Here is a 13921-nt window from a genome sequence, read left to right as displayed (position 1 = left end):
GTGTCCGTGCGTGACGGATAGTGGAGCCAGTCAGGCTCGGGTCAAGGGTTAACGCGCAGGGGTGCGCGCCGAAACCACGAGCGCGGACGGCACGGCGGATCCGGTATCAACCAACCGCGGTGCTCTCCTCGTTGGAAAGTCGATTTCAGGAGGCATCCCCCATGCGTGGTGCAACCCAGACCAAGTGGCTCGTCGCGGCGACCGCGATCGCCCTGGCCGCGACCGCTTGCAGCACCGGCTCGAAGAGCAGCGACTCGGCCTCGAAGGACGGCGGCAGCATCGCCGTCCAGCTCGGTGAGCCCCAGCACGGTCTGGTCCCGCAGAACACCGCGGAGTCCGAGGGCACGCAGGTCGTCTACGCCCTCTTCACCGGCCTGGTCGACTACGACATCAAGACCAACGCGCCGAAGCTCGCCATGGCCGAGTCGATCGACTCCACGGACAGCACGACCTGGACGATCAAGCTCAAGGACGGCTACACCTTCCACAACGGCGAGAAGGTCACCGCCAAGTCCTTCGTGGACGCCTGGAACTGGGGTGCCAACCAGGACAACGCCGCCGAGGGCCTGCCCTTCTACGACAAGATCCTCGGCTCCGACGAGCTGGCTCCGGGCAAGGGCAAGACCCCGACCGCCAAGGAGCTCAAGGGCCTGAAGGTCGTCGACGACAAGACCTTCACCGTCACCCTGAAGGCGCCGTTCTCCCAGTTCAAGACGATGCTGGGCTACAACCCGTTCTACCCGCTGCCGACGGCGTTCTTCAACGACCCGAAGGCGTTCGGCGAGCACCCCATCGGTAACGGTCCCTTCCAGATGGACGGCGACTGGGACCACAACAAGCAGATCAAGATCAAGCGTTACGACAACTACGGTGGCACCAAGGCCCACCTGCAGAACGTGACCTTCAAGATCTACGACAACCTGGACACCGCGTACAACGACCTGCGCGCCGACAACATCCAGGCCACCAACAAGCTTCCGATCTCCGCGATGTCCACCGTCGCCAGCGAGTTCGGTGACCGCTACATCAACAAGCCGGAGTCGGGCATCGGCTACATCGGCTTCCCGATCGCCTACAACCCGGCCTACCAGAAGCCGGAGATCCGCAAGGCGATCTCGATGGCGATCGACCGCGACGCGATCACCAAGACGATCTTCGCCGGCACCCGCGTCCCGGCCTCGGACTTCGTCAGCCCGCTGATCAACGGCTACCGCAAGGACGCCTGCGGCGACGCCTGCAAGTACGACCCGGCCAAGGCCAAGGACCTCTTCACCCAGGCCGGCGGTCTGCCGAACAACACCCTGGAGCTCGGCTACAACGCCGACGGTGGCCACAAGGAGTGGATCGAGGCCGTCGGCAACCAGCTGAAGAAGAACCTCGGCGTCGAGGTCACCTTCAAGCCGTTCGAGAAGTTCGGCAAGATCCTGGACGCGCTCCAGGCCAAGCAGTACCAGGGCGCCTTCCGCATGGCCTGGTCGATGGACTACCCGTCGATCGAGGACTACCTGCGCCCGATCTTCTCGAAGGTCGCCATCGACAGCGGCTCGAACTACGGCGGTTACGTCAACGACCAGTTCGAGAGCCTGCTGACCCAGGCCGACGCGGCGAAGACCGAGGACGAGGGCATCAAGCTCTACCAGCAGGCCGACGACATCCTGATCAAGGACATGCCGTACATCCCGGTCTACACGTACCAGTCCTCCGCTGCGTACACCAAGAAGATCAAGAACTTCAACACGGATGCGCAGATGCGCTACAACCTGGCCGAAGTTGAGATGGCCGGCTGATCCGGTAGTCAGACGATCGGGGGCGGGTGGACCGGACCACAGTCCGGCTCCGCCCGCCTCCCTTCCTTGTCCGAAAGTATGGAGGTCTGATGGGCCGCTATGTGATCCGCCGGTTGATACAGGCGATCCCTGTTCTCATCGGTGCGACGTTCCTGATCTATTTCATCGTCTTCTCGCTGCCGGGTGACCCGGTGCAGGCGCTGGCCGGTGAGAAGCGCGCCGACCCGATCGTGGCGGAGATGATCCGTCAGAAGTACCACCTGAACGACCCCTTCCTCGTTCAGTACTGGAACTACATCTCGGGCGTCTTCCGGGGCGACCTGGGCGAGAGCCTGCAGGGTCGCAGCGTGAGCGACATGATCGGCGACGCCTTCCCCTACACCCTGAACCTCGGCATGGTGGCGTTCGTCATCGAGGCGGTCGTCGGTGTGGCGGCGGGTGTCATGGCGGCCCTTCGCAAGGGCAAGTTCCTCGACCAGCTGGTCCTCCTCAGCACCCTGCTGGTCATCTCGGTCCCGGTCTTCGTCACCGGCTTCATCCTCCAGCTGGTGCTCGGCGTCCAGCTGAAGAACTCGTACGGCATCGACTTCTTCTCGGTCTCCTTCAACGAAGAGGACGGGATCCGGGCCTACCTGCTGCCGGCCTTCGTCCTCGCGTCGCTCTCGCTCGCGTACGTCGCCCGACTGACCCGCACCAGCCTGATGGAGACCATGCGCGCGGACTACGTCCGCACCGCGGTCGCCAAGGGCCTGAAGCGCCGTCGGGTGATCGGCCGGCACGCCCTGCGTAACGCGCTGATCCCGATCATCACCTTCCTCGGCGCCGACCTCGGTGGCCTGATGGGCGGCGCGGTGATCACGGAGAAGATCTTCAACATCCACGGCATCGGTGGTCTGCTCGCCCAGGCCGTGTACCAGAAGCAGGGCACGATCATCGTCGGCGTCGTCACGCTGCTGGTGCTGATCTACCTCGTGACCACCCTGCTCGTGGACATGCTGTACGCCGTGCTCGACCCGAGGATTCGCTATGAGTGACACCATCACCAAGGACGCCTCGGCGCCGGCCGGGGACAACAGCCCGAAGGCCGCGCCGGCGAAGACGGAGAAGCCGGAGCGCGTCGCCAGCCTCTGGTCGGACGCGATCCACGACCTGATCCGCAACCCGCTGTTCATCATCGGCGGTCTGCTGGTGCTGGCGCTGATCGTCATCTCGATCGTGCCGCAGTGGTTCACCGACGGCAGCCCGTTCGACAACAACGCGTGCGACCTGTCGCACTCGCTGGAGCGCCCGAGCGCCGACCACTGGTTCGGCTACGACGTCCAGGGCTGCGACAACTACACCCGGACGATCTACGGTGCCCGTAACTCGATCATCGTGGGCATCCTGACCACCACCCTGGTCACCCTGATCGGTTCCCTCCTCGGTCTGCTGGCCGGCTGGAAGGGCGGGATCATCGACTCGATCCTGTCGCGGTTCACCGAGATCTTCTTCTCGATCCCGACCCTGCTCGGCGGCATGCTGATCATGTCGATGCTCGGCAAGGGCAACGCCTACACCGTCTCGCTGGTGATGGCCGTCCTCGGCTGGCCGCAGATCTACCGCATCATGCGCGCCTCGGTGCTGTCCAACAAGAACAACGACTACGTGATGGCCGCCCGCGCCCTGGGCGCCGGTGCCGGCCGGATCACCTTCCGGCACATCCTGCCGAACGCCATCGCGCCGGTCATCGTCGTCGCCGCGATCAGCCTGGGCGTCTACATCAGCGCCGAGGCCGCCCTGTCCTACCTGGGCATCGGCGTCCAGTCGCCGGAGATCTCCTGGGGCCTGATGATCAGCGACGCCCAGGTCCGCTTCCTGGCGGCCCCGCACGTGCTGCTCTTCCCCGCCGCGGTCCTGAGCGTCACCGTGCTGGCCTTCATCATGCTCGGCGACGCGGTGCGCGACGCCCTCGACCCGAAGCTCCGCTGAGAGAAGAGGTGACGACCCGATGACCACCGTGATCGAGAAGAACCAGAAGAGCGGCCGGCTCGAAGTTGGCACCCCGCTGCTGGAGGTCAAGGACCTCCACGTGGAGTTCCACACCCGGGACGGCGTCGCGAAGGCCGTGAACGGAGTCAACTACTCCGTGGCCGCCGGTGAGACCCTGGCGGTGCTCGGCGAGTCCGGCTCCGGCAAGTCGGTGACCGCCCAGACCATCATGGGCATCCTCGACATGCCGCCCGGCAAGATCAGCAAGGGCCAGATCCTCTTCCGCGGCCAGGACATGCTGGCCATGAAGGAGGAGGAGCGCCGGCTGATCCGCGGCCAGAAGATCGCGATGATCTTCCAGGACGCGCTGTCCTCGCTGAACCCCGTCATGACCGTCGGCGCCCAGCTGGGCGAGATGTTCCGGGTGCACCGCGGCGCCTCCAAGAAGGAGGCCCGGGAGAAGGCCATCGAGCTGATGGAGCGGGTCCGCATCCCCGCCGCCAGGCAGCGCGTCGGCGACTACCCGCACCAGTTCTCGGGCGGCATGCGCCAGCGCATCATGATCGCGATGGCGCTCTCCATGGAGCCCGACCTGATCATCGCCGACGAGCCCACCACCGCCCTGGACGTGACCGTCCAGGCCCAGGTGATGGACCTCCTCGCCGAGCTGCAGGCCGAGTACAACATGGGCCTGATCCTGATCACCCACGACCTCGGCGTGGTCGCCGACGTCGCGGACAAGATCGCCGTCATGTACGCCGGCCGGATCGTCGAGACGGCCCCGGTGCGCGACCTGTACGCCAACCCGGCGCACCCGTACACCAAGGGCCTCCTGCGTTCCATCCCGCGCCTGGACCAGAAGGGCCAGGAGCTGTACGCGATCAAGGGTCTGCCCCCGAACCTGCTGAAGGTCCCGGCCGGCTGCGCGTTCAACCCCCGCTGTGACGTCGCCACCGACCTGTGCCGCACGGAGATCCCGGCACTGCACCAGGTGACCGACAAGGACGGCAAGGAGCTCACCGGCCGCCGCAGCGCGTGCCACCTCTGGAAGGAGACCCTCCATGGCTGAGCCCATCCTGGAGGTCAAGGACCTGGTCAAGCACTACCCGCTGACCCAGGGCATCCTCTTCAAGAAGCAGGTCGGCGCGGTCAAGGCGGTCGACGGCATCTCCTTCGACCTGATGAAGGGCGAGACGCTCGGCATCGTCGGTGAGTCCGGCTGTGGCAAGTCCACGCTGGCCAAGGTCCTGATGAACCTGGAGCGGGCCACCTCCGGCCAGGTGCTGTTCAAGGGCGAGGACATCTCCAAGCTGACCGGCCAGGCCCTCAAGGCCGTGCGCCGGAACATCCAGATGGTGTTCCAGGACCCGTACACCTCGCTGAACCCGCGCATGACGGTCGGCGACATCATCGGCGAGCCGTTCGAGATCCACCCGGAGGTGGCGCCGAAGGGCGACCGCCGCAAGGCCGTCCAGGACCTCCTGGACGTCGTCGGCCTGAACCCGGAGTACATCAACCGGTACCCGCACCAGTTCTCCGGCGGCCAGCGCCAGCGCATCGGCATCGCCCGCGGCCTCGCGCTCAAGCCCGAGATCATCATCTGTGACGAGCCGGTCTCCGCCCTGGACGTGTCCGTCCAGGCGCAGGTGATCAACCTGCTGGAGCAGCTGCAGACCGAGTTCGGGCTGTCGTACATGTTCATCGCCCACGACCTCTCCATCGTCCGGCACATCTCCGACCGCGTCGGCGTGATGTACCTCGGCAAGATGGTCGAGATCGGCACGGACGAGGAGATCTACGACAACGCCACCCACCCGTACACCCAGGCGCTGCTCTCCGCGGTGCCGGTGCCGGACCCGACGGCGCGCGAGAGCCGCGACCGGATCATCCTGAGCGGCGACATCCCCTCGCCGGCCAACCCGCCGTCCGGCTGCCGCTTCCGCACCCGCTGCTGGAAGGCGGAGGACCGCTGCTCCGAGGAGATGCCGCTGCTCGCGGTCCCCTCGCTGCTCAAGGGCCCGGCCGCGCACGAGTCGGCCTGCCACTTCGCCGAGGTGCGCGAGACGGAGACGGCCGCGGCCTGACCGAGGCACCCGTGACGCACCCGGAAGGGCCCGTGGCTTCCCGCCACGGGCCCTTCCGGCGTTCCGTCAACTCCGCGGGCGGTCGACGCACCCGTCCGGGGGTACTCGGCTCGCGCCGTCGCCGGGGCGCGCTTCTCATGGGGTGTGATGCGACACACATCCTGAGGAGGGACCTTCATGCCCGCAGCCGCCCGTGCTCGTTGGGTCCTCGCCACTGCGACGTCCGTGGCCCTGGTGGCCAGCGGGTGCAGCAGCAGCGGAGGCGGCAGCAGTTCGTCGGACACCAGCAAGACCTTCAGTTACCAGAGCAGTGAGCCGCAGAACCCGCTCCAGCCCGCCAACGCGAACGAGACCGGCGGCGGTCGCATCATCCAGAACCTGTTCAAGGGGCTCGTGGACTACGACCCCAGCACCGCGAAGCTCCGCATGCAGGTCGCCGACAAGATCGACACCAGCGACTCGCAGACCTTCACCGTCACGCTGAAGGACGGGTGGAAGTTCCACGACGGCACCCCGGTGCACGCCAACAACTTCGTCGACGCCTGGAACTGGGCCGCCACCAGCACCAACAACCAGATCAACAGCTCCTGGTTCTCGGACATCGAAGGCTACAAGGACGTCCATCCGACCACCGGCCAGCCGACCACGACCAAGATGTCCGGTCTGACCGTCACCGACGACCTGCACTTCACGATCAAGCTGAGCAACAAGGTCTCGTACTTCGAGTACAAGCTCGGCTACATCGCCTTCTCCCCGCTCCCGAGCGGCTTCTTCAACGACCCGGCCGGGTACGGGCAGAAGCCCGTGGGCAACGGCCCGTACCAGTTCGTCAGCTGGTCGCACAACCAGTCGGTCGTGACCAAGGCCTTCCCGGACTACCAGGGCGTGGACAAGCCGAAGAACGGCGGCGTCGTCTTCAAGATGTACAACACGTCGGAGGCCGCCTACGCCGACCTCCAGTCCAACAACCTGGACGTGATGGACCAGGTGCCGCCGTCCGCGCTGGCCACCTACAAGAGCGACCTCGGCGACCGGGCGATCGACTCTCCCCAGGGCGCCATCCAGAACGTGGGCTTCACGCTGTACCAGGCCGACTGGTCCTCCCCCGACAAGGCCAAGGTCCGCCAGGGCCTGTCGATGGCGATCGACCGCGACACCATCACCAAGACCGTGCTCCAGGGCTCCCGGAAGGCCGCCAGCGCCTGGGTGGCCGAAGGCGTCGAGGGCTACAAGGCAGGCGCCTGCGGCGACTTCTGCACGTTCAACCCCGACAAGGCCAAGCAGTTGATCGCCCAGGGCGGCGGCGTCCCCGGCAACAAGGTGACCGTCCTCTACAACGCGGACGGCGGCCACAAGGAATGGGTCGACGCGGTGTGCAACTCGATCCGGCAGAGCACCGGGGTGGACTGCACGGGCGACCCGAAGCCCGACTTCAAGACCGCCCGCGCGGCGATCACGGGCCACCAGGTCGACGGCATGTTCCGGACGGGCTGGGTGCAGGACTACCCGCTGAACGCCAACTTCCTCGCGGACGTGTACCGCACCGGCGCCGCGTCCAACGACACGGGGTACAGCAGCCCGCAGTTCGACCAGGCCGCCAAGCAGGCCGACGAGGCCGCCAGCGTGACGGACACCGTCACCGGCTACCAGCAGGCCGAGGCCGTGCTGCCCGGCGACATGCCGGCCATCCCGCTCTGGTACTACCGGACCAACTCGGGCTACTCCACCAAGGTGCAGAACGTGCAGTTCGACTCCTTCGGCAACCCGGCCTGGACCCAGGTCGAGGTCAAGGGCTGATCCCCTCTCCCGCCGGCCCCGCCCTCACCGCACGAAGGTCGGGGCCCGGCCACCTCGGAAGGAGGCTCGGATGGGCAGTTACGTGCTGCGGCGGGTGCTGCAGATGATCCCAGTGTTCTTCGGCACCACGCTGCTGATCTTCCTGCTGGTCTACACGCTGCCGGGCGACCCGGTGGCGGCGCTGTTCGGCCAGAAGGCGGCCGACCCGGCCGTGGTGGCGAGCATCAAGCACAAGTACTACCTCGACCAGCCGGTCTGGAAGCAGTACCTGCACTACATGGGGAACCTCTTCCAGGGAGACTTCGGGACCAGCTTCACCGGCCGATCGGTCACCGACATCATGGCGGACGCCTTCCCGGTCACCATCCGGCTCGCGCTGATGGCCTTCGCGTTCGAGATGATCCTCGGGCTGTGCCTCGGACTCGTCTCCGGCCTCAAGCGCGGCAGCATCCAGGACACCCTGGTGCTGATCCTCACCCTGCTGGTGATCTCGATCCCGGTCTTCGTGCTCGCCTACATCGCGCAGACGGTGTTCGCCACCAACCTGGGCTGGGTCACGCCGACGGTGCAGGACAGCTACGACCTCACCCAGCTGATCCTGCCGGCGATGGTGCTCGGCTCGCTCTCGCTCGCGTTCGTCGCCCGGCTCACCCGCACCTCCATCGGCGAGAACCTGCGGGCCGACTACATGCGCACCGCGGTCGCCAAGGGCCTGCCCCGCCGGACCATCATCTCCCGCCACCTGCTGCGCAACTCGCTGATCCCGGTGGTCACGTTCCTCGGCACCGACCTGGGAGCCCTGATGGGCGGCGCGATCGTCACCGAGGGCATCTTCAACGTGCAGGGCATCGGCAACGTCCTGTACCGGGCGATCAACCAGAAGGAAGGACCGACGGTGGTCGGCATCGTGACCGTCCTGGTGATCGTCTACCTGGTCGCCAGCCTCATCGTCGACCTGCTCTACGCGGTCCTGGACCCGAGGATCCGCTATGTCTGACGTCCACGACGAGGATTCGTACGAGCCGCACCCCAAGCCCGGCGTCGGGCGTCTCGACTATGCGGGCGAACAGGGGATGGCCGTCGAGCAGGAGACCCTGGTCGAGGGCGACGTCGCCAAGCGGGAGGACGCCCGCAGCCTCTGGGGCGACGCCTGGCGGGACCTCCGGCGGCGGCCGATCTTCCTGGTCTCGGCGGTTCTGATCCTGCTGCTGATCGTCATGTCGATCTTCCCGTGGGCCTTCACCGACGCTGACCCGCGCAAGGCCGACCTGGTGCACGACTACCTCAAACGCCCGGACTGGACTGACTTCTTCGGGGCGGGGTGGTTCGGCTACGACGCCCAGGGGCGGTCCATCTACGCCCGGGTCGTGTACGGCGCCCGCGCCTCGATCACGGTCGGCATCTTCGTGACCGCCGGGGTCACCCTGCTCGGCGGGCTGACCGGCATGATCGCCGGCTACTTCGGCGGCGCCATGGACGCGGTGCTCTCCCGGATCATCGACGTCTTCTTCGGCATCCCGCTGCTGCTCGGCGCCCTGGTGCTGCTCAACGGCTTCGCCAGCCGCACGGTCTGGGCCGTGGTCTTCGCGCTGGTCGTCCTCGGCTGGACCCAGATCGCGCGGGTGATGCGCGGTGCCGTCCTGACCGTCAAACAGGCCGACTACGTCGTGGCCGGGCGGGCGCTCGGGGCCGGGACCGGGCGGCTGATGGTCCGCCACATCCTGCCGAACGCGATCGCCCCGGTGATCGTCGTCGCGACCATCGCACTGGGCGGCTACATCGCGACCGAGGCGACGCTGAGCTTCCTCGGCATCGGCCTGCAGGACCCGACCATCTCCTGGGGCATCGACATCTCCTCCGCCCAGAAGGTGATCCGAACGGCGCCGTACGTCCTCTTCTTCCCGGCCGCGGCGCTCTCCATCACCGTGCTGGCCTTCATCATGATGGGCGACGCCGTGCGCGACGCCCTCGACCCGAAGCTTCGCTGAGCGAGGGAGGGCATCGTGACCACAGCTGTCGACACCACGAGGCAGGAGCGGGAGACGCCGTACGAGGGACCGCTGCTCGACGTGCGCGACCTGCACGTCGAGTTCGTCACGCGGGACGGCGTGGCCCGGGCGGTCAACGGCGTCAACTACAGCGTCCGGGCGGGGGAGACGCTGGCGGTGCTGGGCGAGTCCGGGTCGGGCAAGTCGGTGACGGCGCAGGCGATCATGGGCATCCTGGACATGCCGCCGGCCCGCATCCCGCGCGGCGAGATCCGCTTCCGCGGCCAGGACATGCTCAAGATGGACCGGGAGGAGCGTCGGCGGATCCGCGGCCAGAAGATCGCGATGATCTTCCAGGACGCACTGTCCTCGCTCAACCCCGTGCTCAGCGTGGGCTTCCAGCTCGGCGAGATGTTCCGGGCGCACCACGGGACGTCCCGCAAGGAGGCCAAGGACAAGGCCGTCGAGCTGATGGACCGGGTGCGCATCCCGGCCGCGAAGCAGCGGGTGAACGACTACCCGCACCAGTTCTCGGGCGGCATGCGCCAGCGCATCATGATCGCGATGGCGCTGGCGCTCGAACCGGACCTGATCATCGCGGACGAGCCCACGACCGCGCTGGACGTGACGGTGCAGGCCCAGGTGATGGACCTGCTGGCCGAGTTGCAGTCCGAGTTCCACATGGGCCTGATCCTGATCACCCACGACCTCGGCGTCGTCGCGGACGTCGCGGACAAGATCGCGGTGATGTACGCGGGCCGGATCGTCGAGACGGCGCCCGTGCACGAGCTGTACGCGCGCCCGGCCCACCCGTACACCCGGGGCCTGCTGGACTCGATCCCGAGACTGGACCAGAAGGGCCAGGAGCTCTACGCCATCAAGGGGCTGCCGCCCAACCTGCTGCGGATCCCGGAGGGCTGCGCGTTCAACCCGCGCTGCCCGCGGGCGCAGGACATCTGCCGGGCCGAGGTGCCGGAGCTGTTCCCCGTGACCGAGGAGGACGGCACCGCGCTGGCCGGGCGGGGCAGTGCGTGCTTCTTCTGGAAGGAGACCCTCCATGGCCGGTAACGGGGCGAGTGCGCTGGGGGCGACCACGGCGGCGGCGACCACGCCGGAGGAGCTCGTGTTCGACCAGAACGTGGCGCGCGGCGAGCCGATCCTCGAAGTCCGCGACCTGGTCAAGCACTTCCCGCTGACCAAGGGGGTGCTGCTCAAGAAGCAGTTCGGCGCGGTGAAGGCCGTGGACGGGGTCTCGTTCGACCTGATGCAGGGGGAGACGCTGGGCATCGTGGGCGAGTCGGGCTGCGGGAAGTCCACGCTGGCCAAGGTGCTGATGAGCCTGGAGCCGGCCACCGGGGGATCCGTCCGGTACAGGGGCGAGGAGATCTCCCGGCTGTCGGGGTCGGCGCTGAAGGCCGTGCGGCGGAACATCCAGATGGTGTTCCAGGACCCGTACACGTCGCTGAACCCGCGTATGACGGTCGGGGACATCATCGGCGAGCCGTTCGAGATCCACCCGGAGGTGGCGCCGAAGGGCGACCGCCGCAAGGCCGTCCAGGACCTGCTGGACGTCGTCGGGCTCAACCCGGAGTACATCAACCGGTATCCGCACCAGTTCTCCGGCGGTCAGCGTCAGCGCATCGGCATCGCCCGGGGGTTGGCGCTCAAGCCGGAGATCATCATCTGTGACGAGCCGGTGTCGGCGCTCGACGTGTCGGTGCAGGCGCAGGTGATCAACCTGCTGGAGCAGCTGCAGACCGAGTTCAACCTCTCGTACATGTTCATCGCGCACGACCTCTCGATCGTCCGGCACATCTCCGACCGCGTCGGCGTGATGTACCTCGGCAAGATGGTCGAGATCGGCTCCGACGCGGAGATCTACGACCACGCCACCCACCCGTACACCCAGGCGCTGCTGTCGGCCGTGCCGGTGCCCGACCCGACCGCGCGGGAGTCGCGGGAGCGGATCGTGCTGACCGGGGACGTGCCCTCGCCGGCGAACCCGCCGTCCGGCTGCCGATTCCGCACCCGCTGCTGGAAGGCGCAGGAGCGGTGCGCGGTGGAGGTCCCGCTGCTCGCGGCCCCGTTGTGGCTGGACGGGGCGGCCCGGCACGAGTCGGCGTGTCACTTCGCCGCGGAGCGGGACAACGGGAGGGGGGTCGTGGCGGCCGGGTAACAATTCGGTCGACGCCGCGGCGGCCGGCGCACACCAAGGGCGCGTCCTCGATTCGAGGGCGCGCCCTCCGCTGTGCTGCGCAAACACCGGAAAAAGATCAATTACTCCTCGTAAACGCGCGAATACCGGAGATCGTCGTCCGCCTTCCGGAGATCGGAACGGGCGGTCACGGATGCGATATGCGGGAATTTGGCGAGCATTGTCCGGGCCGGGTCCGGCGCGTAATTGAAAAGAGATGTGACGCGGATTCCGAAAGCGGGTCGGTTGATCGATAGTTGCTTTGCGCGTATCAGTGGTCACCTCGCCAACTGTGCGGATCGGCCCTGAGATGTCGGCCTCCGTCACGCCCGGCACACCGAGTGGCGGGGCCGCCGTTCGTTCGTAAGCCCCCAAAACGAGGAGCAGTTGAATGAGGCTCACCAAGACGATGCGCCTGACCGCCCTGGCGGCCTGTACGGCGCTCGCGATCTCCGCGTGCAGCACGGGCGGCGACAAGAAGCCCGCGGCCGGCAAGACCGGCGGGTCGATCAGCGTCCAGCTGGGTGAGCCGCAGAACGGTCTGATCCCGCAGAACACCGCGGAGTCCGAGGGCACCCAGGTCGAGTACGCGCTCTTCACCGGGCTGGTCGACTACGACCCCAAGACCAGCACGCCGAAGCTCGCCATGGCCGAGTCGATCGACTCCCCGGACTCCACCGTCTGGACGATCAAGCTCAAGGACGGCTACACCTTCCACAACGGCGAGAAGGTGACCGCGCAGTCCTTCGTCGACGCCTGGAACTGGGGCGCCGACCAGGACAACGCCGCGCAGGCCCTGCCGTTCTTCGACAAGATCCTCGGCTCCGACGAGCTCGCGCCCGGCAAGGACAAGAAGCCCACCGCCACGGCGCTCAAGGGCCTCAAGGTCGTGGACGACAAGACCTTCACCGTCACCCTCAAGGCGCCGTTCTCGCAGTTCAAGACCATGCTCGGGTACAACGCCTTCTACCCGCTCCCGAAGGTGTTCTTCAACGACCCGAAGGCCTTCGGCGACAACCCGATCGGCAACGGCCCGTTCCAGATGGACGGCCCGTGGCAGCACAACCAGCAGATCAAGGTCAAGCGCTACGACAACTACCCGGGCAAAAAGGCCAAGCTCGATTCGGTCACCTTCAAGATTTACGACAAGCTGGAAACCGCGTACAACGACCTCCGCGCGGACAACATCCAGATCACCAACAAGCTGCCGATCTCGGCGATGGCGACGGTGGCCCAGGAGTTCGGTGACCGCTACATCTACCAGCCGGAATCCGGCGTCGGCTACATCGGATTCCCGATCGCGACCAACCCGGCGTTCGCGAACCCCGACCTGCGCAAGTCGATCTCGATGGCGATCGACCGCGAGGCCATCACCAAGACCATCTTCTCCGGCACCCGAAAGCCGGCCGACGACTTCATCAGCCCGATCATCCCGGGCTACCGCCAGGGCGCCTGCGGCGACGCCTGCAAGTACGACCCGGCGAAGGCGAAGGCGCTCTACACGCAGGCCGGCGGCCTGCCCGGCAACAAGCTGGAGATCGGCTACAACGCGGACGGCGGCCACAAGGAGTGGATCGAGGCCGTCGGCAACCAGCTGAAGAACAACCTCGGGATCGACGTCACCTTCAAGCCGTTCGAGAAGTTCGGCAAGATCCTCGACGCGCTGGGGGCCAAGCAGTACTCCGGTGCCTTCCGCATGGCCTGGTCGATGGACTACCCGTCGATCGAGGACTACCTGCGCCCGATCTTCTCGAAGATCGCCATCGACAACGGCTCCAACTACGGCGGCTACGTCAACGAGGACTTCGAGGCACTGCTCGCCAAGGCCGACCAGGCGAAGACCGAGGACGAGGGCATGAAGCTGTACCAGCAGGCCGACGACATCCTGCTCAAGGAGCTGCCGTACATCCCGGTGTACACCTACATGAGCTCCGGGGCCTACACCAAGACCGTCAAGAACGTGATCATCGACGCCCAGAGCCGGATCGACCTGACCTCCGTCGAACTCGCCTGATCTGACTCCCCCTGACCGGTGCGTCCCGCAGGGCGGCGCGGGAAACCCCCGTGCCGCCCGCCGGTGACGCGCCCCAACCGCGAGGAGGC

11 protein-coding genes are annotated in these 13921 nt (G+C 66.9%); all 11 read left to right on the top strand.

Annotated features, from left to right (window positions below; all coding sequences use genetic code 11):
* The first annotated feature begins 161 nt into the window (after window positions 1-161).
* The 11 genes from AB0C76_RS11865 to AB0C76_RS11815 all read left to right on the top strand — a co-directional run bounded on the left by AB0C76_RS11865 (window position 162) and on the right by AB0C76_RS11815 (window position 13832).
* Entirely contained in the window at window positions 162-1787 is a 1626-nt protein-coding gene (locus AB0C76_RS11865; RefSeq protein ID WP_359963342.1) for an ABC transporter substrate-binding protein, read from the top strand.
* An 89-nt stretch (window positions 1788-1876) separates the two neighbouring features.
* Window positions 1877-2821 carry an ABC transporter permease gene (locus AB0C76_RS11860; RefSeq protein WP_359963339.1) on the top strand — a complete coding sequence of 315 codons (945 nt, stop codon included), beginning with the start codon at window positions 1877-1879 and terminating at the stop codon, window positions 2819-2821.
* Complete coding sequence (locus tag AB0C76_RS11855; RefSeq protein WP_359963336.1) at window positions 2814-3755, top strand: ABC transporter permease; 942 nt, start codon at window positions 2814-2816, stop codon at window positions 3753-3755. Before AB0C76_RS11860 ends, AB0C76_RS11855 begins: the two co-directional genes overlap by 8 nt.
* Window positions 3756-3774: 19 nt before the next feature.
* Window positions 3775-4824 carry an ABC transporter ATP-binding protein gene (locus AB0C76_RS11850; protein ID WP_359963334.1) on the top strand — a complete coding sequence of 350 codons (1050 nt, stop codon included), beginning with the start codon at window positions 3775-3777 and terminating at the stop codon, window positions 4822-4824.
* Entirely contained in the window at window positions 4817-5839 is a 1023-nt protein-coding gene (locus AB0C76_RS11845; RefSeq protein ID WP_359963331.1) for a dipeptide ABC transporter ATP-binding protein, read from the top strand. The genes AB0C76_RS11850 and AB0C76_RS11845 overlap by 8 nt, the downstream gene beginning before the upstream one ends.
* Window positions 5840-6016: 177 nt before the next feature.
* On the top strand, window positions 6017-7636 hold the full coding sequence (locus tag AB0C76_RS11840) for an ABC transporter substrate-binding protein (protein WP_359963329.1): 1620 nt from the start codon (window positions 6017-6019) through the stop codon (window positions 7634-7636).
* A 70-nt stretch (window positions 7637-7706) separates the two neighbouring features.
* Entirely contained in the window at window positions 7707-8633 is a 927-nt protein-coding gene (locus tag AB0C76_RS11835; protein WP_359963326.1) for an ABC transporter permease, read from the top strand.
* 76 nt (window positions 8634-8709) lie between these two features.
* Window positions 8710-9624, top strand: coding sequence for an ABC transporter permease (locus AB0C76_RS11830; protein ID WP_359963529.1), 915 nt, complete (start codon window positions 8710-8712; stop codon window positions 9622-9624).
* 15 nt (window positions 9625-9639) lie between these two features.
* Window positions 9640-10692, top strand: a complete 1053-nt coding sequence (locus AB0C76_RS11825; RefSeq protein ID WP_359963325.1) for an ABC transporter ATP-binding protein — start codon at window positions 9640-9642, stop codon at window positions 10690-10692.
* The gene (locus AB0C76_RS11820; protein ID WP_359963322.1) at window positions 10682-11800 is read left to right on the top strand and encodes a dipeptide ABC transporter ATP-binding protein; all 1119 of its coding nucleotides are present in this window, start codon (window positions 10682-10684) and stop codon (window positions 11798-11800) included. Before AB0C76_RS11825 ends, AB0C76_RS11820 begins: the two co-directional genes overlap by 11 nt.
* A gap of 409 nt (window positions 11801-12209) precedes the next feature.
* Complete coding sequence (locus AB0C76_RS11815) at window positions 12210-13832, top strand: ABC transporter substrate-binding protein (protein WP_359963319.1); 1623 nt, start codon at window positions 12210-12212, stop codon at window positions 13830-13832.
* Window positions 13833-13921 lie beyond the last annotated feature (89 nt).

Origin of the sequence: Kitasatospora sp. NPDC048722 (assembly GCF_040650235.1) — a bacterium.
Lineage (GTDB): Bacteria > Actinomycetota > Actinomycetes > Streptomycetales > Streptomycetaceae > Kitasatospora.
Note: the sequence above shows the minus strand (reverse complement) of the source record. Positions and strands in the feature narration are given on the sequence as shown.